Source organism: Novosphingobium malaysiense (assembly GCF_000802225.1).
GTDB classification, from domain to species: Bacteria; Pseudomonadota; Alphaproteobacteria; order Sphingomonadales; family Sphingomonadaceae; genus Novosphingobium; species Novosphingobium malaysiense.
This window is the reverse complement of record NZ_JTDI01000005.1, coordinates 381661-403033: the sequence shown is the minus strand read 5'-3', so window position 1 is coordinate 403033 and position 21373 is coordinate 381661. Positions and strand designations below refer to the sequence as shown.

The window sequence follows — 21373 nt, the reverse complement described above, 5'->3', positions numbered from 1 at the left end:
GGTGGGGTCGGCACAAACGTTTAAACGGTCCTGGCGGCTGCTTCGCTCCGTCGAGCCACCGCCCTCAACAGGCTCTAGCCGGGATTGCCTCACGCCTGCCAGACAAGAAATATCAATTGAATTCTATTTAAATTTATTCGACACACCAAACCCAAAATGCGCACGGCATATGCATGACCGAGAGCGGCTCGCCGCTCTCTGCAGCAAGGAACAAAATACACGGAGAGCGTAGTGCCAGTCGATTTGCGGCCCAATATTGACCAGGTGCCATTCATGGCACAGGCACAGCGGATAGCAGAAGCGTCCGATTGGGGGGACGACGGCTTTGAGGAGGCATTCACACGGTTTGCGTTGTCGCTGAACAGCGAAGCCGAGCTTGCGCCTGAAGGACTGAAGCGCATCCGCAGTCATGTCATGAAGACGCTGGTCGCACGGCTCCGCCTGATCGACGACCGCAAGAAATATCCCGCCATCGAACATGAGGCCATCGAAAGGCCGATCATCGTAACCGGACAAGCCCGATCAGGCACCTCCTACCTCAATGCCCTGCTTGCTTGCGATCCTCGCAATCTTGCCCCGCTGCACTGGCAAGTGTGGATGCCGTCCCCGCCCCCAGGTCTGGCAGACGTCGATCATGCCCCTCAGATCGCCGCAGCCGAGCGCTGCATCGAGCAGGAAGGATGGCAGGATCCTGATGTGCGCCGAACGCACGACTACACCGCCACGAACGCGTCCGAGGACACCTTCATCCAGGAAATGTCGTTCCGCGGTGTAACGCTCCCCTTCTTTCTCAACGTTCCCTCTTTCGGCAGGTGGCTCGAAACCGCCGACCGCGCGCCTGCCTATCGCATCCAGCGAAAGGTCATGCAGGCAATACAGTTTGGCCAGAAAAGGAGCCAGTGGGTCGTCAAAGGCCCGCCCCACCTCGGTATGCTTGACTACCTGTTCGGTGAATTTCCCGATGCCTGTGTCGTGGTCAATCACCGGGACCCGGTCAAAGCCTTCGCATCGTCAAAGAGCATGCTGATGGCTCATCGCGCCCAGTTCGGAAACCCGCCCCCTGAACTGCCCCGCGAAATGGCACTGGCGATGTTGCATGGGACCGCCGGAATGCTCAGAAAGATGATAGAGCGCCGCAAGAATCCCGCTGCCGAAAGACATTTTACCGATATTAGCTACAAGGATCTGGAACGAAACCCATTGGATCAAGTCGCTAAAATCTATCAGAAATTCGACATCGAATTTACGCAAGAAGCGTGCGATGCAATGAAGGCGCACATTGCCGGCAACCGTAAGGGCCAGCACGGGCAGCACCTCTACGACATCCGCGAAATGGGGCTGACCATTGAAGAGGTGCGCGAAATGTTCCGCTTCTATACGGATCATTTCGGCATCGAACTCGAGTGCTGAAAACAACGGGGGCCTCATGCCGCTGCATATCCCTTGGTGTCTTCTTCACCCTCGTTGCTGAAAGCTCATCGGCCTGCGTCCAGTGCCCGCCTGGAAATTGCGCACGGCACATGCCTCGCCCCCAACAGACTGGCGCGCGAAGCCCCGACTCGCGCGCATGAAATTTTATTTTATTTTCGTTTTAATTTTTTGGCGAAGCAGTGCTATCCTCGGGCGGTCAGTTCAAAGGGCTTCGGATGAACCTTGTAATTACTCGCCCCGCCGCGCCAGGCGAAACCCAGCCTGTAAAATCACTCGAAAAGACCATGCGTGCACGCCTGCAGCGCTTGCTCGCACGGTTAGGCATCGCAGCAACGAGCCAGCAAGACGAGGACGACCTGCTCGACCTTGCCAAGACGCTGCTTTCGCTGCGGGGTGAGGCCTCGGGCCCAGCACTCGCATCGGCACTGCTCGATCTGTATGATGCCACCCCGAAGGACGCGCGCCAAGCCTTCCTCGAGCAATTGCCGCAACATTTCGAACGGGACAGCAAGGCCATAGAGGCAGCCTTTGCCAAATGGCAGGCCAGCCGGTGTGAAGTCGATGCCATTGCCCTTGAGGAAGCCATCGAATCCCCACTTTCCCGCCTCATCCGGCGCATGAACCTCGGCCCCTCGGGCACCAGCAGACTGCTCAGGATGCGTGAGGATGTACTCGCCGCCAAGGGGCCTACCCCCGGGATGCGGGCACTCGACGATGCCTTTGAAGATGCATTCACTGCCTGGTTCAATGTCGGACTGCTCGAATTAAGGGCTATACGCTGGGATTCCCCAGGCGAACTTCTCGAACGAATTATTCGCTACGAGGCAGTCCATGCGATCCACGGCTGGGATGAATTGCGCCGCCGCGTCCAGCCTGCAGACCGGCGCTGTTATGGCTTTTTTCATCCGCAGATGAAGAATGACCCGTTAATCTTCGTCGAAGTCGCTCTAACCAGAGAAATACCCCGATCAATCGATACGGTGACTGCCAGCGAGCGAGAAATTTTATGGCCTCACGAAGCCGAATGCGCTATCTTTTATTCGATTTCCAACTGTCAGGATGGCCTTCGCGGCATTCCATTTGGTAATTATCTTATAAAGCGCGTCGTGGAATTGCTGCGTGCGGAACTTCCTCAACTCAAGCGCTTTGCAACTTTGTCGCCGGTTCCAGGTTTCGCGCGTTGGCTTGAAAGCATGACCGGCAAGGGCGCCGTCATTCCCTCTGAAAGTGAATTGGCCAAGCTTGCAGCCCATTACCTCACAACGGCTCGAAATCCCAAAGGCATGGTCCTCGACCCTGTGGGCCGCTTTCACCTTGGAAACGGTGCCAGGCTGGAGGCCATCAATACCAGTGCCGACCTCTCGGAGAACGGCCTGCGGCAGTCGCACGGCGTCATGGTGAATTACCTGTACGACCTGGACAAGATCGAAGCGAACCTGTTCGCCCTCTCTGAACTCAAGCAAGTCATGGCGTCAAAGACGGTAAAGGACCTTGCTGCATCGGCAATCTTGCCCGCCTGAATACAACCAGCCCGATTTCATAGGGGCCTCCCGCCCCCCGGGGTCTAGTGCCCCCTGTGGCCTCCCGGAGCAAGTTTGCCAATATGGCCCTCAAGTCATTGAAATGCCGCACGATGAATGTTGCAGGATAACATTTCGCATACCCTGTCGTGGCATTGGCCAGCACATACTCTATTCCTGAGAATACATCAGTTCAGCCAATTCCAAAATCTCTTCACGATCAGCCGCCAATATATGGCCACACGCAATCGACGAATCGAGGCTGGTTTCAAAAGACCGCAGATATTGGGGTTTACCCATCGGATAGAGGCACCGCAGGTGTTCATTTGAAAACATTTCAGATGAACCAAAAATGGCCGTCATGAGACTGCCCGAATTGCCCTCCCCGGCAAGGCGAGCGGTCGGCACATCGATCCACGGCGTACGAACGCCGCCTTCCGCGATGCCATTTGCATCGACCGACAACTTCGCTTCGGATTTCTCCAGTTTAATCCGGGGCGCACTGGAGGGGGGCACTCCTTCGGAAACCCAGTTGCTGAGTGCAGAAAGCGCTGCTTGAACCGTGTAATGATGCTGGGGCCCAAAATTGATCGGTGACTCAACCGGCAAGCCCATAATGCTAGACATCGGCGCGTATGCAGCCGCGAGCTGATCGATAGAAGCCTTGCCACTATCCAGAAAGGACACCGCGATCGTGTAATTGTCTGCATGCGAAGCTCCGGCCACTTCCCAGGTCCGCAGCATTTCACTGTCGGGCTGTCTCGCGGCAAAATAGCCCATTACGCCGGGAAACCCGAGAAGATCTCCTTCCGTGATGTAGTTCATGACGGGCACCCGCAAATCAGGACGGAATTGGATCGCGTTCGCCGACGTTTCGTCTTGGGCAAGATCCATTTCGCCGTGGATACTGGCCACGGCGCCAAATCTGGAATGAACGAGAAACCCGTCATAAACTTTCGCCAAGGGATCAACAGCGTTGATATAGGTGGAAAGGAACGCTGCCGACTGTGATTCGCCCACACCAATGACATGTTTCGCCTTGAGCCTGCCCAGAAGCCCGTTCGGCCCCGACAACAATGCCAGACGTCCTGCCTGTGAAAAGATATCAAAAGCGTAAGCATCACCTGGATGAGCAAGGTCGCTGTAACGTCCCGGATTCGTACTCTTGAGTGAATTATCCGGCCCCATAATGCCGCCGCCACCTTCAACGCCAGCCTCCTGCGCCGAGACGGCCATATAGGCGTAACCTGCTCTCATTATTTCTCGGTGCGCCATCAGCCAAAAGGCGGGAGAATCCGTACCGCCTGTCACGTTGAGCCATTCGACAATTACGGTACCGTTGAACCGCTCGATGTCTTCGGGCGCAAGGACGACCACCCTTGTTGTAAACGACGCGTTTTCAAAGGCTACGGCGTCCCATCGTCCGTCGGTGGGCAAGTGTCGTTGCGGCAGAACGTAAGACGTTGCCTCTCCCGAAACGAAGTATTCCTGCATTGTATAGCCGACGGTGTCGGCTTCATACGCACCGAACAGGAAGTCCGGTCTTCCGGAGATCGGCGACACTGTCGAAAACGGGATCATCGGTTCACAAACTCCCAATCTTGCGGCGCCAGACACGTGCAGTTTGTTTCGCACAAAGACGCAATGCCTCAGCGTGATCCAAATTTTCAAAATAACGCGCGTAGCAAGCTACATCGGCTCAACCTTTTTGGCAGCGGCAGCCAACTTTGGTGCGATTGTCCATTTGAAACCTGTGTTCGAAAAGGAGCGCAGCAAGCCGCCGGAAAAAGAGGGGGATCAAGCCAGCGCAGCCAGCCTGATCCCCATCACGGGCCTGAGAGAGAGAGAGAGACCAGGTCCGCAGTCCAGAAAGACCTCAGAAATCAATCGTCAAATCAACACCATAGGTTCTCGCGGGAGTATACGTCGACGTGACAATGCCGACTCGGAAATCGACCGGGAATGCGGGAACCCTCTCGTTAGTAAGGTTTCGCCCCCAAAGCGCGATCTCACCGTTGGCACCACCGATGTCGAGGTCCCGAAGTGCAATACGCCCGTTTAGCATCCAAACTGCATCAGAATACTTGACCGCATTTCCGCCAGCGGCGGAAGGAGTTCCCTGGAGGTTGGTGATTTTTGAACGGTAGTTCCCATCTACGTGGAACATAAGGTACGAATTTCCAAACACGGGAGGCGTATCATACTGCGCCGACAAGTTGACCGTCCAATCCGGCCTGAGCGTTGTTTCATATGTCGTGCGTACCAGGGGGTTGATATTCTTAATGGTCGAATCCGTGTATCCCGTCGCACCTCTCAAAGTCAGACCCTCAACTGGAAGAGCCGTCAGTTCCAACTCGAAGCCCTTGGCAGTAAGGTCTCCCTCTCGAAGAATGAGAGTTCCGACATCGTAGTTGGGTGTAGGCAGGTTCGCCCCGCCTGCAACTGCCTGCAAATTCTTGTATGTAACATCGAAAAGCGCAAGGTTGGCCTGAAGCCTGCGGCCAAACCATTCAGATTTTATGCCAGCTTCCCACGATTTTGCTGTCTCCGGCTGGTATGAAAAGCCAGAAACCGAGCCCCCCGACACGTATCCAGTCGAATACTTCCCATATAGCAGAAGCTCCTGAGTTGGGCTGTAATTCACACCGAGAGAAAATGAAGGCCGGGTATCCTTGTAAGTTGATGGATAAACGAACTGCGCATTGCTGGTAGTAGACCAGTTGTAACTTGTGTTCGATTTCTCGTCGCGTGTTATGCGCGCACCGCCCACTATGTCGAGCTGAGGTGTAGCGTGGATTTCTGCTTGCACATAGGCTGCGTAAGACTTCCCATGGTAATAGCTGACATTCTGCTGACCACTGGGGATCACGCCGCCGAACAGGAAATTTGTGAACAGAGCTCCATAGCTCACGAGATTTTCGGGAGAACCGTTGGAAGTACGAATGTCGAAATATATCCCGCCAGCAGTCAGCGTCAGGAGGTTGGAGGTATAGTTGAATTGAATTTCGTCACTCCACTGCCGCGCATGGGATTCAGAAATAGAGGTGTCGTTCGTGAACACGGATCCGGCCAGCGGTCCAAATAAATCTGGAACAATAGTATCGTAACCACCGATCGACGACACCGCGATAAGTTCACTCTTTCGATAACCGAATACATTCTTCACCGAAAGACGATCATTGATCTGGTACGTCATGGTGAGATTGTGCCCCCAGTTACGCGAAAGCCCGGGGACGGTCAGGATATTCTTGGCGGTGGACGGACCCGACTGCCCGGCCTCCACCGGCGGATCGAAAAGTTGCAGCGTCGAGATAAGGTCGCCGAAACCGGGACTGAGGTAATTGAGAACCGCAGGATCGTATCCAACGAGCTGGTTCGCCTCAGGCGTGAAGTGGTTCTGGTTCCAGTCAAACTTGTAGACGGCCTTGAAGTCACCATTGCCCGGCTCGAATTTCAGCGCGGCGAACACCGAGTCGCTGTTCCTGTCGCCGAACCGCTTGACGGTGTTCGTGTTGATTTCGTGGATCAGTGAGCCGGGCGCCGCTGCCGAGTAGTCCCAATGCACCAGCGGACTGAGGTTCTTCACATCGCCATGACGTTCACTATGGGTGTAGCTGATCGATGCGCTGAACGGTCCGATTTGGGGCAGTTCGACACGCGTCGAAGTGCGCATTTGGTCATAATTCCCAAACGTGATCTGCTGACGTCCGCCCAGTTCACCGGAAGGATCGCGGGTCACAATGCTGATGGCACCAGCCGTCGAGTTTCGGCCGAACAGGGTACCTTGCGGACCACGCAGAACTTCGACGCGGGCGAGATCGGGAAGATCGAAGGCCGAACCGTAGGCCCCACCCATGTAGACGCCATCCAGATATACCGCGATCGTCTTGTCCTGACCCGACACCGACCCGTAGGTCACCGAACCGCGCATGGTATAGCTGGGCACGTCAATACCGCCGGCGGCTGGGCGAATGGTCAGGTTCGGAGCCTGCGCACTGAGATCCAGAACGCTTGTGATACGATTCGTCGTCAGCGCTTCCGAGGTAAGGGCTGTAACGGCGACAGGGATATCCTGAACGCTCTGCTGACGCTTTTGCGCCGTGACAATGATCTCCTGAATTCCCTGCGGTTGGGAACCCGCATCCTGAGCCAGCGCCGTTCCATCAAAAGCCAAAAACGCCAACGTACTGCATCCAAGCAACGCAGCACGACGCTGACGAAGCGAAACCATCATTGTGAATTTAGTCACTTCCCTCTCCTGATCAGCCAGCCATGACAAGTGGCAACAGCCCCTCGCACCAAACGCGGGCATCGTAATTCATGTTAATTTGAATTCAAATTATATTTATGTGCGAGCGAAATCAATCCTCTTTGTATCGCGTCGCAAGGTTTTTTTGGTGAAGCGTACCCAGACCAGGATTCCAGAGGCAACGAGCCCGGCAATCTTGCCCGGGGTGGCGAAAACCGCCCGCCCCCGATCTTACCAGGCCACTGCGATAACGGGTGCGCAATTGCCCGGCCACCTCGACACGAGCCCTGCAAGCGCCAGCGCAGCCTCGAAGGACAAGGCAATCAGGTGCCCTCCATTAGAGCCTTTCGCCGCCGCACGGCCGGCAGACTGGCGTTTCCATTTTTCCCGTGGATGTTGAGAATTTAGCGACAGGGCGAGGCAACAGCGCAACAATTCGAACTGGTTGAAATGCCCTGGGTCGCCGGAAACACCAAAAGCCCGAGCGGTAAGCCCAATTACCTCACTCATCCGGGCAAGGCAGACCGGCTCGGACGCACAGCCATGCTGCGATGCCGTGACCGACCGCATTTTTTAACTTGACATTAAATAACGCATTTGCCTTATTTAATGCGGGAAGGATATCGAAGGCCATGTCAAGCAAGCAGCGTTCCCGGCGCGACCCCCGGCGTGAGGCCACGCGTTCCGCGTTGATCGAAGCGGCAGAATCTCTATTCGCCGAGGCCGGCGTGGATGGCGTTTCTACACGCCAGATCGGGGCAGCCATCGGGTCACTCAACACCAATGTCGTTGCCTATCATTTTGGCGACAAGGAGAGCCTGATCGAGGCCGTCTACCGCCATCGCCTGCCTGAAATCGATCGGCGGAGGGGCCAACTTCTGGACGAAGCGGATCTTGCGGGAACCTGCATGGACCTCACCCTGCTGGTCCGGATACTCGCCCAGCCATTTCTTGAACAAGTCGATGCTCGTGGTCAGCACACCTATGCACGATTTGTGGCCGGCTTGGAACGCTCTGGACTTAGCACGTTGCGCGGAAAATTCACCGACGACTTCCCGGCTACCGAGCGCTTAATACAGCGCATCGCCGCCTTCTTGCCGGACGGTGGGCTCACGCTCCTCCATACGCGGCTACGATTGGTAACTGCCTTGCTTTCGTCCTCCTTGCTCATGATCGACAGGGAGGCCGCCAACCCCGGTGAGGGCGAACGTCTGTTTGACGATGCTGTCGCCATGGCTGCGACCGCACTTGCCGCACCATTTCAGCCTGAATTCACTTCATTAGGATGCCCGGAATGAAGAAGCACCTCTCCATTTCCCCTTCGCTGATCGCACTGTTTGCCATGGGCGCGGCCAATGCTGAAGCGAACAGAACGACATTGCCAGTGCCACGCCCACCCTTCGACGGCAAAATTGCAGAGAACATCGTCGACTCACGCCCGTCGACGCCCAGCCCCGTCGAGGCACCTGCTGGCGCGCCAAACATCTTCCTCATGATGGCAGACGACGTCGGCTTTGCCATGTCCAGCACCTTCGGCGGCCCGGTGCCGACGCCGAACATGGACCGGCTGGCTGCTGCCGGTGAACGCTACAATCGTTTCCATACGACTGGAATATGCTCGCCAAGCCGAGCCGCGCTCCTGACAGGAAGGAATCATCACGCTAGCGGCGTCGGCTACCTGAGCGACGGATCAGTCAATTATCCAGGATACGGTGGCCGCATTCTTCCCGAAACCGCCACTATCGCGCAGGTGCTGCGGCTCAACGGCTACAACACCGCGATGTTCGGCAAGCACCACAATGCCCCCGGAAACGAGCGCAGCGAGGCAGGGCCGTTTGATGCCTGGCCAACCGGTTTGGGATTTGAGTATTTCTATGGATTCCCGGCCGGTGACAGCGATCAGTATTCACCCATCCTCTATCGCGGCACCAATCGCGTGGAAGATGATACAACCCACACCAGCCTGCTCGACGGCCGGTTGGCGGACGACATCATCCGCTGGGTACACAACCAGAAGGCGGCGGCTCCTGAAAAGCCCTTCCTCGTCTATTTCGCGCCTGGCTCAACCCATGCGCCGCACCAGGCTCCGCCGGAATACATAGCGCGCTTCAAGGGCAAGTTCGATCAGGGCTGGGACAAATTGCGAAAGGAGACCTGGCACCGCCAGCTGGCGGAGGGCATCATTCCCAAGGGGACACGCCTGACTTCGCGTCCGGCGGAAATCCCGGCCTGGACCTCACTAACACCAGCCCAGAAGGCGTTCGCGGCAAGAACGATGGAAGTCGCGGCGGCGCAGCTGGTATACCAGGATGAGCAGCTGGGCCGGGTGATGGACGAACTTCACCGCATGGGACAGTCCAACAACACATTGTTCGTGGTCGTCCAGGGCGATAACGGCGCCAGCGGCGAGGCTGGCCCCAAGGGCACCATAAACGAATTGCGATCGATCCTGGGTCATGACGAGAACGAGCAATGGATGCTCGCCAATACGGACAAGCTGGGTGGGTCAATGACCTACGAAAGCTATCCCGTCGGCTGGGCCTGGGCCATGAACACACCATTGCGCTGGGTGAAGCAGTATGCGTCGATGCTGGGCGGCATCCGTAACGGGATGATCATGTCCTGGCATGGCCATGTCGCCCATCCGGGCGGCATCTGCGCGCAGTTCGGCCATCTCGTGGACATCGCGCCCACCGTGCTGGATGCCGCCAGGCTTCCTGCACCCGACACCGTCTACGGTGTCCACCAGAAGCCCATGGATGGCCAGAGCCTGCTTGCCAGCCTGACGGCTTGCGACCCCGATCATCCCCGCACGCAGTATTTCGAGATCGGCGGGAAGGTCGGGCTTTACAAGGACGGGTGGTTCCTGAGCGGGGAGGACGGCCGCCCGTCATGGGAGGACATGCCGTCCGCCGGACCGCGACCTCCCATCGAATGGACGCTGTACGACCTGTCAAAGGACTATTCGCAAGCGACCGACCTTTCTAAGAAGGAGCCCGCCCGGCTGAAAGAGATGCGGGCCATCTGGCGGCGCGAGGCTGAGCGCAACAACGTTTTCCCGCTCGATCACCGGTTTGCTATGGCACGCACGCTCGGCGGGCCGCCCGCCGGCCCCGGCCGCAAGAACTACGACTTCTGGGGCAAGGACATCAGCCTGCCGGCCACTCACGGCCCGATTCCCATCGGACGCTCCTTCAGGCTTGATGCCGACCTGCGTCTCGACAGCGGAACCTCTTCCGGCGTGGTCATGGCCATTGGCAGCCGCTTCGGGGGCTGGAGCCTCTATCTTGACCACGGGCACCCGGTCTTCACCTGGGCACGCTCGACCGATCCGGCCGAGATGGCGACAATCCGGTCTGATCAGCTGCTGCCCCAGGGCGCATCCACGCTGACATTGCGCTTCGCGGTACCGGCACCAATGAAGCCAGCCGAAGTCATCCTGAGCGCGGATGGCAGGGAAGTAGCGCGCGGCGCCCTGCCGGGAAGCATTCTCGTCCCCTCCGGTAACGGGGAAACATTGGACACCGGGCGCGATCTCGGTGTTCCGGTGACGGATTACGCCACTCCACAGGGCGCCCTCCAGGGCGACATCGCGCATCTTTCAATTCGCTTCGACTGATCATCGACTGGCGGCGGCCAATGTCGCCGCGCTGCGCTGATGAAAATTCGTTGGCAAGACAAGGGGACAATTAACATGCTGGCTCACAAACTCGTGCCAGTCGCCACCGCTGCGGCCATTTCTCTGGCAATCGCCGGACCAGCCAGCGCAAGCGATCCCGGCGCCCTTCCGGCGACGCAAGCCATGGCAAAGGCAGACCCGCTGCCACCGCTGCCCATGCCCAAGCATCCCTTCCAGAACAACGATGGCTATGCCGGCGCGCATGCCGACAGCTATAACAGCGCAGTCATCCCGGCAGCGGGTCCGCTGAGCAAGGACACCACAATACACGCATACCGGTCGAAGCAGGTGCCAGCGTTCTGCTCGACACAGCACTTCGATTCCAAGGGACGTGTCATTACGCTGTGCGTCGGCACGCACAATCCCGGCAAGCTGTTGCTGCTCGATCCAGCCACCCTCGATGTGCTAGCAGAACAGCAGTTGCCGCCCATGGCCGGCTATTACTTCAAGCTCGACGAAAAGGGCCGCGTGGTCCTTCCGGCTGGAGATCTCTCGATCCGCAAGTACGAAATCGACGAGAGCAGCGGCGCGCCGAAGTGGCGTCTGGTCAGGAACTTCGACATCGGCGCAGCCGTGCCCGCTGCGAAGCGCGTACCGTGGTCCATCCCGCTCGACATCGTGGCGGACTGGCAGGATAACTGGTGGTTCGTCATCATGCAGCCTGCAACCGTGGGCTACGTCACTCCGGCCGGCAAGGTGCACTTCGTGCGACTCGAAGGGGAAAATATCGCCAACGGCATCGCCGCCGATCCCGACGGCGTCTATTTCGTCACCGACACCTACCTCTACGGGATGCGCGCAGAAGCGAGCGGGCCGAAGACATTCATGAAGTTCGCTTACGAGACCGGAACGGGCGACGCCGGTCCAGGTGCCGGCCAACTTGGTACCGACGACACCGGTGAACTCGACAAGGGCTCGGGCACCACGCCCACCATCTTCGGTAACAAGCTGATCGCTTTTGGTGACACCGCCGACCCGCGGCCCAATGCGGTCGTCTACCGGATCGACGACGTGCCAGACAAGGACCGCCTCGTCTGCAAGGTTCCGCTTTTCAAGCCCGGCCGCGCAGTGCTGGAAAACTCGTTCATCGGATACGACCATTCACTCGTGGTCGAGAACAACAAGGGCATGACGATGGGCGGGGATTCGTCGGAAGGCGAACCCGGATTCGTGCGCATAGACGTGCGCAAGGACCTTTCCGGGTGCGACACGGTATGGGAGAACTACGAAGTCCGCGCCGGGACGGGAGCGAAACTGTCGACCGGGAACGGCATGATCTACGTCCACGAACTCCTGAAGGGTACCGCAGACGACTGGTATCTGACGGCTATCGACTTCCGGACCGGCGACGTGGCCTGGCGCAAATATCTCGGCAAGGGACTGGACTGGGACAACGCCTTGCTTACGCTCTCGATAAGCCCGAACGGGTTGCTCACCTCAGGTATGTACGGTGGGGTCGTCTCGGCAAAGGACGCCAAATGAATGGCACAGGCCGGCATACCAATGGCCAAAACCGAAGAACCTCAAGCGCTGAGCTAAACTCTCGCCGAGACTATTTGGTATGACCTGCCGGCCGTCATTGAGCGCAGCCGCAAGCTGATGATGAATGTCGGTGCAGCACACCTCGCCGTTCAATGTGACATCCTCAGCCTGCTTCATAATTAACGCGATTGGCGCCTACCAGAACCTCGTGTTCTTCATCGGTCACTCCGTGTCCCCGCCCGCCAATCGTAACGGGAATTTTCGAACTCAGAATGGCCTAGGATGAGGGGCAGATCGCGCCGGTAGCGTTGCTCTCCGTGTCAGCGGCACATGGCCCTCCCTTACCTCTGAACACTGGATCGGCTCCGTCGTGTGGTCCAGGAGCAAGGAGCAGCTCAAGACGACAATGCACTGAAAATCAACCCGGACCACTCTGTGGGAACCGATCACAGCGAACCAATCGATCCAGCCTGATTTACAGTGAGTTGCATCCGTCGAATACGCGGTGCCAATAGAGTGGCAGCAACCACTAGACGAGTCTCGAGATGGAACCGTTTCTGATCAGGCTGGCCGAAAAGATCCAGGCCTCCAGGGCAGATGTCGTCGCAACGGTACGTGTGGACGAACTGGCTGAACCATTCGCTCGCTGGAAAGGCGAGCATTTCATGCGGTTTATCGAACGGGTACGGCAAGCGACAGGTGACGAGCACATGGGCCTTGGAGAACATCCGTGGCCGCTGGGTTCTTCCGACTTCATTGTCGAAGTGGGTGCAAGGTGCCAGACGCTGCGCGAGGCGATTGGTATAACTATACGCTACTGGGCGATGACAACCCGGAATATATTGCTGGAACTTGTGGAGTCAGAAAGTCATGCAACGCTTGTCCTTCGCCAGCCTGCAAGTGGTAGAGACGCGGAGTTCGCGCTTTCTGACTGGTCGCTAATTTCTTTGTACACGACACTGCAATGGTGGGTCCAATCAGACCTGTCCCTGGACCGGATCGAGTTTTGCCACCCGCTGGATTGTGACTACTCGGCATATTTCCAGATGTTTTCCGGCGAATGCGTGTTCAAGAGTAATGTATGCAGCATAAAATTTCCGCGTGCCTACCTAGACCGGCCCGTTCTCCGGACAGCAGAGGAGGCTGTCCGGCTGGCCCGCCACAAGGGTGGGAAATTCTCGAAGCAGGCTCTGCTCTTCCGGTCATGGCGCCAGAGGGTAAGCAATGAAATACAGCAAGGGCTGCGAGACGGCAGCGGCACTGTGACGCTTGAACAGATTGCCGCCAAATTTAACATGAGCGTTCAGACAGTACGGCGCAAACTTAGGTCGGAAGGCCAAAGCTATCGCAGTGTGAAGGCCGAGGCACGCCGGCAGGCCGCTATGCAGGTCCTCTCCAACCGCCCCCAGAACATTGAGGCAGCATCGGCCGCCGCCGGGTTTGCCGACGCGAATGCGCTCACCCGTGCCTTACGGCACAGTACCGGGCTGAGCGCGACGGAGCTGCGCGAACAAGTGCTCGGCTGGCAGGAAGATTGAACGCAGCGCCACGGCAGTGCCCGGCGAGCGCCGGTAGTCCTGGTCAGGAAGTTTCCCGAGACAATCAGTTCGCATCGGGCGGCGACCATCCATAGATCTTCTGCAGACTGCCCCCCATCAGCTTTGCTCTTTCCGTTTCGCTCAAGCGATTACTGAGTCGAATGGCATCGACGGCGTCCTGGTACGTTAGAAACTCTACGGCTCGAGTCCAGTCGCTGCCCCACATGCAACGGTCCAAGCCGAACGCATCGAATACGCGCTCCATTGGTTCCCACAGGTCCGCAAAGGGATAGCCCTCCGCCGACATGGTGCCCACGCCGGAAATCTTGATCGCAATGTTGTCGAAGGCCGCATATTCAAGAACCTGCGGCAGTTTGGCGAACGGATTAGCATGCAGCGGCGGGACACGGGGCGGCCGAACCCCCATATGGTCGATCGCGAACTGGCAATCTGAATGTGTACGAGCCAAGGTCGCGACTTGGCCGTGATGGTCGAAGGTCAGCAGGTTGACTGTCAATGAATGCCGCTGGGCCGCCGCGATGGCGCTGTGTAAGCCTGGATGGTCAGGATCTTCCGGAAATTCGAAAATGCGGATGCCAACGGCCCCATCGATGCCGGCCCATTCGTCGATCGTTTCGGCAACCGCGGGACTGGAAATATCGACTGGTGCCACCAATGCAAAACGCTCAGGGTAGGCCTGCCCGACGGACACCGCATAGGACCAGTCGTAGCGATACATCGTCCAGGCTGAGACCAGAATGGCGGCGTCCACGCCTGTACCGTCCATGGCGGCAACCAACTCTTCGCCGGTCACCGAGGGTGGCCCCGGCAGGACGTTGACCCATGGCCGGGCAGGATTATCCGCCTCGTATGCGTGGACCTGGCAATCGACGATCATCTGCGAGATTCCCTATGCATGCTTTCGCGCGCTAGCCGGACATACCTTGCCCGGAACAGGGCGGCAGGGGCCTAGCCCCCTGCCTGCTTTCGGATGGTATCTTCAGACGGCGAAGCCGGGGATCGACTTGATTTCCAGATAGTCATGAAAACCATAAGCCCCCCATTCGCGGCCGTTACCGCTAAGCTTGTAACCGCCAAAGGGTGCGTTGACGTCGAACGCGCCATTGATCGCGACCAGTCCAGCGCGGATTTCCTTGGCGATTTCGCCGCACAACTTGACGTCTGCACCGTTTACGTAGCCGGCTAGGCCATATTCGGTGTCATTCGCGATCGCGATGGCCTCGGCGATGTCTTGATAGCTCAGGATGACCAGAACCGGACCGAAGATCTCTTCGCGCGCGACGGTCATGCCCTGCGTAACATCAGCGAAAATTGTTGGCTTGACGTAATGCCCCTTTCCAAGGCCATCAGGCCGCCCAGGACCGCCTGCGACGAGCGTCGCGCCATCATCGATCCCGCTCTGGACATAACCTTGGATCTTGTCGAACTGCGCGCGCGATACCACCGGGCCGAGCGTGAAGTTGCCGGTTGGATCACCCACGGTAATTCCTTCAGCGGCAGTCCGGGCAGCGGCAATTGCTTCGTCCTTGCGGCTGGCGGGGACCAGCATACGAGTGGGGGCATTGCAGCTTTGACCCGAGTTCATCATCATCGTGGCCACGCCGCGTGCCACGCCGGCTGCAAGTTGCTCATCGTCGAGCAGGATGTTCGCGCTCTTACCCCCCAGTTCCTGGGAAACCCGCTTGACGCTGGCCGCCGCATTTTGCGCGATCGCGATACCCGCCCGGGTGGAACCGGTAAAGGACACCATGTCCACGTCCGGGTGACCGGAAAGTGCCGCTCCTACGCCGGGGCCATCGCCCTGGACCAGATTAAATACGCCAGCCGGGACGCCGGCCGCTTCAAGCACTTCCGCGAAGATCTGGGCCGAAAATGGTGCGATCTCACTTGGCTTCAGCACCATCGTGCAACCCGTGGCGAGCGCGGGATAGACTTTTACCGCGACCTGATTGATCGGCCAGTTCCACGGCGTGATCAGAGCGCAAACACCGATCGCTTCCTGGCGGATCAGCGTGGTGCCCTGCATCTTCTCGAATTCGAACGACTGCAGGGCATTTATGGCCGCATCAAGATGGGCCAGGCCGAGGCCTGCCTGCGATGATGTCGCCAGTGCCACTGGCGCGCCCATTTCCTCGGTTATGGCAGCCGCGATGTCCGCATAGCGCTTCTGGTATTCAACCTTGATAGCCTGCAGCAGCTCAAGTCGCTCCTGTCGGGACGACCTGGACCATGTGGGGAAGGCACGGCGCGCGGCCGACACCGCGCGATCAACATCCGCCGGGCCGCCCAGAGCAATGCGCCCACAGGTTTCCTCGGTCGCCGGGTTTTCGACGTCCAGGACCTTGAGTTCGAGGGGATCGGCCCATTGGCCATCGATGAAAAATTTCAGATATTCACGCATACAGGCATCTTCCTGAATCTGTGGCCATCAGCCTGCAGGGTGGCATGCGCCCTGCGGGCTTTGGTCTGGCCAGCCTAACTCTTAGCGGGCAGCCAACTGCGCGCTGCGGATCAACTGGCCAGGCAAGGCGTCGGTAGGCATGTCGAACCGCTGGGTGATCTGCCCTGTCAGAATGGTCGCATCATATCCGCGTGGGGGTTGAATCAGGCGCGCACCGCCTGCGGGAAGGTCGTTCACGACAATCGGAGGCGAAAGCGTCAGGTTGTCATAATCAATGACATTAAGGTCAGCCTTGAAGCCCGCCTTCAACAACCCGCGATCATGGAACCCATAGACCTGAGCGGTATCCCGCGTCAGCTTCTTGACCACTTGCTCCAGCGGAATGCGAGGACCTCGCTTCCTGTCGCGAGCCCAGTGCATCAGGGTTGTGGTAGGGAAGCTTGCATCGCAGATCTGGCCGCAATGCGCCCCCCCATCACCCAGCGAAAGCACGGTATTAGGGCGGTTCATGAGTTCGAAGGCATGGTCGAGATTTTGCCGGCTATAATTAATCGCAGCCAGCATAACCTTGCCCCGGCCGCCGTTCGCCATAACAGCTTCATACATGATCTCGTAAGGCGAGACACCGCGGGCCGCCGCAAGGCTTGCCACGTTCTGCGAGGGCAGCGGCTCATAGTCGACCGGGTCCGACATGGGATAGAGATGCTCGAAACGGTGGGTTGCCTCATACAGAGGAAGGCTGGGCTGGCCTTTGTCAGCCAGCAGCGCCGCCTTGACTTCGGGTTTCTGCATTTCCGCAACCCGGACCTCGAAGGGCAAGGACGCCAGTTTGTCGACATAAAAGGGCAGCGCCGAAAACGGGCACAGGCTGCTATCGAGTCCAAGCATGGCACCAACAGGCCGGTTGAAGATCTGCGCGGTAATCGTCTGGCCGTTTGCATTGTCCCGGTCGATCGACGCCATGACATCGCGCCACAAGTCAGGCGCCTCGTTCGTCGAAAGGAGGGTATATGTCAGCGGGCGGTCTGCGGCGCGCGCGATCCGGTGGAATTCCTCGAAATCCTCAAGGCATTGGTTTTCGGTGATAAGCACCGCCTGCAGCACGCCGCGTCCGGCATCGTTCATGCCCATCGCGATTTCGCGCAGTTCCTCTTCCTCGGACTTGAAGCAGGGAACCCAGCGCTTGTCCTTGGTATAGTGGAACACATCGCGCGATGTGCTGAAGCCGATCGCACCGGCTTCCATTGCCGCTTTGGTGATGGCGCGCATTTTTATGCGATCGTCTTCATTGGCCGGTTCCAGGTCGATGGCACGCTGTCCCATGACGTAGACTCGCATGGGCGAGTGCGGCAGCAGGACGGCATAATCCATGTCACGCGGCTTGCTCTCGATCGAATCGAGGAAGTCGGGGAAGGTTTCCCAGTTCCACGGCAGTCCTGCGGTCAAAACGTCCCCGGGAATGTCTTCGACGCCTTCAAACAGCTTCAGGATTTCCTCGCGGTCTTCGGGCTTGCAAGGTGCAAAGCCTACGCCGCAATTACCCATGATGCCGGTCGTGACGCCATGGGATGAAGAAGGGGTCAGCCTCTGTGACCAAGTGATCTGGCCATCGTAATGCGTATGGACATCGACAAAGCCCGGTGTGACAAGCTTGCCCTTCGCATCGATTTCCTCAGCACCGCCCCCTAAAAACTCACCGATTGCGGCGATTTTGCCATCCTTGACTGCAACATCGCCCTCATAAAGGCCAGAGCCAGTGCCATCGGCAATCGTGCCGCTCCGAATAACTATATCGAACTCTTTAGGCATTTCACTGCTCCGCTTTAAAAGGCCATTTTTCTATTTTGCTCGTTCAGATGCGACCTAGATTTATGCTGATGCGCCCGGACGTACCGAAGCCGTTTTCGGCATGGTCAATGTTCATCCGTTTACCTTTCGTGCGTCGCGCCATATTGATCCACGCTCCCGAACCGGAGCGAGTAGAGACCAGTCCCCTTCTGCGATTTCGAAACCTTTGGGATAAGGCGCGCGCACTTCCATTCCGAGAGCGCGCATCACGCGGTCGTCACGATAAAATGTCCGCGCAAGAGCGGTGGTCAGTGCCTGAAACACTGGTGCATGCTCATTCCTGGCGCAATTGATCTGCTGTTCGAGCGGCTCGTCTTGCGAGCAGGCTGCAATCATCGCACCAAGGCCATCCGGAAACTGCCCATCCGTGCAAAGCGCGGCCACCAGCCGATCAAAAATCGCGGTATCGCCCGCGCCGGGAATTCCGCATGCCTCATCAGCGGGGATCATGCGATCCACGAGCGCTTTTAAGGAATTCCGTTCGATCTCGGTCAATTCTGCCATGGCGTTTCAATCAAACAGTGTGGCGAGGCGCTGCTTCATCTGATCCGCGATGTAGAGCGCCAATGCCTGAATGGTGGAGGTGGGATTAACGCCGGCCGACGTCACGAAAATGCTGCCATCGACGATGAACAGGTTCTTGACGTCGTGGCTGCGGCCCCATTCGTTGACAACTGAACGCGCCGGATCGGTTCCCATGCGCGCAGTTCCCATCAGGTGCCAGCCGCCACCCGCGATCGGGAGTTGGCTTTGGACGTCGATCGCCCCCGCGGCGCGCAAGGCTTCGGTTGCCCGTTCCGTGCCATGGCGCAGAATCCGCCAGCTGTTTTCGCTTAAGCGATAGTGAATCTTCGGGGCCGGTATACCATTGGAATCTGTCAGTTCGGGATCGAGGGTTACACAATTGTGCTCTTCGGGCAGATCTTCGGCCATGACGATCAGCGAGGTATAATGATTAAAAAAGCGACGCATTGCTTCGTGATGGCCTTCCCCGAAGGGAATGCGGCCGGACATCATGCCCCGCAGCGCCGTCATGACCGGGCCGCTGCCCCGGTTGGCTTCCATCGTATAGCCTCGCACGAAGCCGCGCGACAGATCGGTCTCGTAGAATTCCTGGCTGGCAAGCCAGTTGTGAGGCCCCCTGAAACCGTCCTGTTCTTCCTCGAAAGTGCCCACGACATAGGCACACGGGTGGAACATGAGGTTCTTGCCGACAAGTCCGCTCGAATTGGCGAGGCCATTGGGAAAACGCCGCGACACCGAATTGAGCAGAATGCGTGGTGTGCCGACGCCATTGGAGGCCATGATGACCACCTCCGCAGGCTGGAACTGCTCGTTGCCATCCGCATCGAAGTAGGCAGCGCCTGTGGCAAAGCCATCGTCGTCGCACAGGATCCGGCTCACCCGGCAATGCGTGCGTAACTCAACCCCGGCCCGGATCGCCGCTGGCCAATAGGTAATGTCGGTACTTCCCTTGGCACCTTGCGCACACCCAGAAGTACATAGCCCCAGATTGATGCAGGGCGCGCGGCCTTCGTATTCCTGCGTCGCGATGGTGCTGTCAGTTGGCCACCAGTGCCAGCCCAGCTTGTTGAAACCACGTGCCAGCGTCTCTCCGGAACGGCCCAGCGGCAGGGGCGGCATGATCGCTTCCTTGGGCGGATAGGCAGGATCGCCTGCCAGCCCCGAAATGCCCATCATGCGTTCGTTTTCGGCATAGAAGGGGGCCAGCGTATCATAGTCGATCGGCCAGTCGTCCGCTACGTTGTCCTGCGTGCAAACCCGGAAGTCAGATGGGTGAAACCGCGGGAAGTGCCCGCCATAGAGTACTGTGCCGCCGCCAACGCCGTTGAAATTGACGATCTTGATGGGGGAATCTCCATCGTTGATCGGATAATCTTCCGGGGCCCGGCGATCATTGGGGTTCGTGTTGAAATCGGTGTATTGGCGAATTTCCCAATCGCGCTCAGTGCTGGGAAAACGCTCGGGCACGGGCCAGCCGCCCTGTTCAAGACACACAATCCGCATGCGGGTTTCCACAAGCCCCCACGCGACAGCCGCAGCGGAGGCACCGGCGCCTACAATCAGAACGTCTACCTTATCGAGTGCCAAGGGACTCTCCAGAAAATCCAAAATGCTGCCGGCAGAGAAATGCCACGTCTTCGGATTGTGGCAGTGCCTTCATGATCGCGCCGGAGGTGGCGCATCTTAGTGCCTGTATTCCGGACACAGCCGGTCAAGCTTGCGCAATATCGCGGGCCAGAACAATTGACGCGCATATTGTGCGGCATGCTTGTCCCTGCGGCCGTAGTTGTCGCGAACATCCGCGATCACCGCTTCATCAGGCCGGTGCCAGGGCAGTCCCGTCGCCAGAGTATAGACCTGATATTCGCAGGCCCGCTCCAACTGGTACATTCGCTGGAATGCTTCGGCTATCGTTGCGCCGACGGCCATCGTCCCGTGATTTCGCAGGAACATCAGGTCGTGGGCGCCAAGTGCCTTGGCCATTCGTTCGCGTTCGCCCAGACTTACGGCAGGACCTTCGTATTCATGCACGCCGATCTTGTCGCGAATGATCAGCGCGGTCTGGTTCAAGGGAAGTAACCCGTCTTCCAGAGCCGACACCGCAACGCCAAACCGCCCATGCAGATGCAGCACACACCCGGCATTTTCGCGAGCCCGATGCACCGCGCTGTGGACCACGAAACCAGCCTTGTTGACCGGATAGCCGTTATCAGAAAGGATGTTACCCTCGACATCGACCTTGACGAGCGACGAGGCCGTGATTTCCTCGAACATCAGTCCGAACGGGTTAATGAGGAAAGCCTCTGGTTGACCTTCGGTTGCGGGCAGGCGCACCGTGAAATGGGTGCCGATCATGTCATCCCAGCCGAACATGGCGGCGGCTCGGTAAGCCGCGGCCAGATCGAGGCGCAGTTGCTCTTCGGTTTGTGCGGGAAGTGCCTGCGGGTCCCCCACTTCCTCCTGTTTGCTCATGATCAGTGACGTTTTCATAATTCGCCTCGTCCCAACCTGGTTCAACCACCCTCGTCGCACGCTGCAATCCCGGGCATCTGCCTGAAACGCTGCAGCAATGCCGGAAAACGCGAACGACTTTCCATCGAGTTTCGCCCCGCATATTCCTGTGTCAGACGGTGATCCAGCGCAGAAGCGGACAGCACTGAACTCAAAATGTGCCAACGT

The 21373-nt window shown here is 58.3% G+C and carries 14 protein-coding genes; 6 read left to right on the top strand and 8 right to left on the bottom strand.

Translation table 11 applies throughout. The annotated features are described in order from the left end of the window. The first annotated feature begins 273 nt into the window (after positions 1-273). Positions 274-1410 (top strand): sulfotransferase family protein, encoded by a 1137-nt coding sequence (locus tag LK12_RS17540; protein WP_156135538.1) that lies wholly within the window; start codon positions 274-276, stop codon positions 1408-1410. Positions 1411-1646: 236 nt separating this feature from the next. Next, on the top strand, positions 1647-2951 hold the full coding sequence (locus tag LK12_RS17535) for a malonyl-CoA decarboxylase domain-containing protein (RefSeq protein ID WP_231568403.1): 1305 nt from the start codon (positions 1647-1649) through the stop codon (positions 2949-2951). Between the two features lie 171 nt (positions 2952-3122). On the opposite strand, the gene LK12_RS17530 is transcribed toward LK12_RS17535, so the two are convergent. Beyond that, positions 3123-4532: an alpha/beta hydrolase domain-containing protein gene (locus LK12_RS17530; RefSeq protein ID WP_039286668.1), complete on the bottom strand. Its 1410-nt coding sequence runs from the start codon at positions 4530-4532 to the stop codon at positions 3123-3125. Positions 4533-4827: 295 nt separating this feature from the next. Continuing rightward, positions 4828-7200 carry a TonB-dependent receptor gene (locus tag LK12_RS17525; RefSeq protein ID WP_197063577.1) on the bottom strand — a complete coding sequence of 791 codons (2373 nt, stop codon included), beginning with the start codon at positions 7198-7200 and terminating at the stop codon, positions 4828-4830. Between the two features lie 632 nt (positions 7201-7832). Here LK12_RS17525 and LK12_RS23950 point away from each other — a divergent pair. The 4 genes from LK12_RS23950 (at position 7833) to LK12_RS17505 (ending at position 13899) form a co-directional block, all read left to right on the top strand. After that, complete coding sequence (locus LK12_RS23950; RefSeq protein WP_052223544.1) at positions 7833-8498, top strand: TetR/AcrR family transcriptional regulator; 666 nt, start codon at positions 7833-7835, stop codon at positions 8496-8498. Further along, positions 8495-10819, top strand: coding sequence for an arylsulfatase (locus LK12_RS17515; RefSeq protein WP_039286663.1), 2325 nt, complete (start codon positions 8495-8497; stop codon positions 10817-10819). Before LK12_RS23950 ends, LK12_RS17515 begins: the two co-directional genes overlap by 4 nt. A gap of 75 nt (positions 10820-10894) precedes the next feature. Next, a complete protein-coding gene (locus LK12_RS17510; RefSeq protein WP_039286662.1) occupies positions 10895-12361 on the top strand; it encodes an SMP-30/gluconolactonase/LRE family protein in 1467 nt (488 codons plus the stop codon). Between the two features lie 545 nt (positions 12362-12906). Next, complete coding sequence (locus tag LK12_RS17505) at positions 12907-13899, top strand: AraC family transcriptional regulator ligand-binding domain-containing protein (RefSeq protein WP_039286659.1); 993 nt, start codon at positions 12907-12909, stop codon at positions 13897-13899. A 64-nt stretch (positions 13900-13963) separates the two neighbouring features. Here the strand turns inward: LK12_RS17505 and LK12_RS23945 are convergent, their stop codons facing one another. The 6 genes from LK12_RS23945 to LK12_RS17475 all read right to left on the bottom strand — a co-directional run bounded on the left by LK12_RS23945 (position 13964) and on the right by LK12_RS17475 (position 21370). Further along, positions 13964-14797 (bottom strand): amidohydrolase family protein, encoded by an 834-nt coding sequence (locus LK12_RS23945; protein ID WP_052223543.1) that lies wholly within the window; start codon positions 14795-14797, stop codon positions 13964-13966. 102 nt (positions 14798-14899) lie between these two features. Then, the gene (locus LK12_RS17495) at positions 14900-16321 is read right to left on the bottom strand and encodes an aldehyde dehydrogenase family protein (RefSeq protein ID WP_039286657.1); all 1422 of its coding nucleotides are present in this window, start codon (positions 16319-16321) and stop codon (positions 14900-14902) included. A gap of 81 nt (positions 16322-16402) precedes the next feature. Continuing rightward, positions 16403-18130: an N-acyl-D-amino-acid deacylase family protein gene (locus LK12_RS17490; RefSeq protein ID WP_039286656.1), complete on the bottom strand. Its 1728-nt coding sequence runs from the start codon at positions 18128-18130 to the stop codon at positions 16403-16405. Between the two features lie 111 nt (positions 18131-18241). After that, a complete protein-coding gene (locus LK12_RS24705; RefSeq protein ID WP_156135537.1) occupies positions 18242-18673 on the bottom strand; it encodes a hypothetical protein in 432 nt (143 codons plus the stop codon). Between the two features lie 6 nt (positions 18674-18679). Further along, a complete protein-coding gene (locus LK12_RS17480; protein ID WP_039286652.1) occupies positions 18680-20281 on the bottom strand; it encodes a GMC family oxidoreductase in 1602 nt (533 codons plus the stop codon). Between the two features lie 96 nt (positions 20282-20377). Next, entirely contained in the window at positions 20378-21370 is a 993-nt protein-coding gene (locus LK12_RS17475; protein WP_231568402.1) for a class II aldolase/adducin family protein, read from the bottom strand. Positions 21371-21373 lie beyond the last annotated feature (3 nt).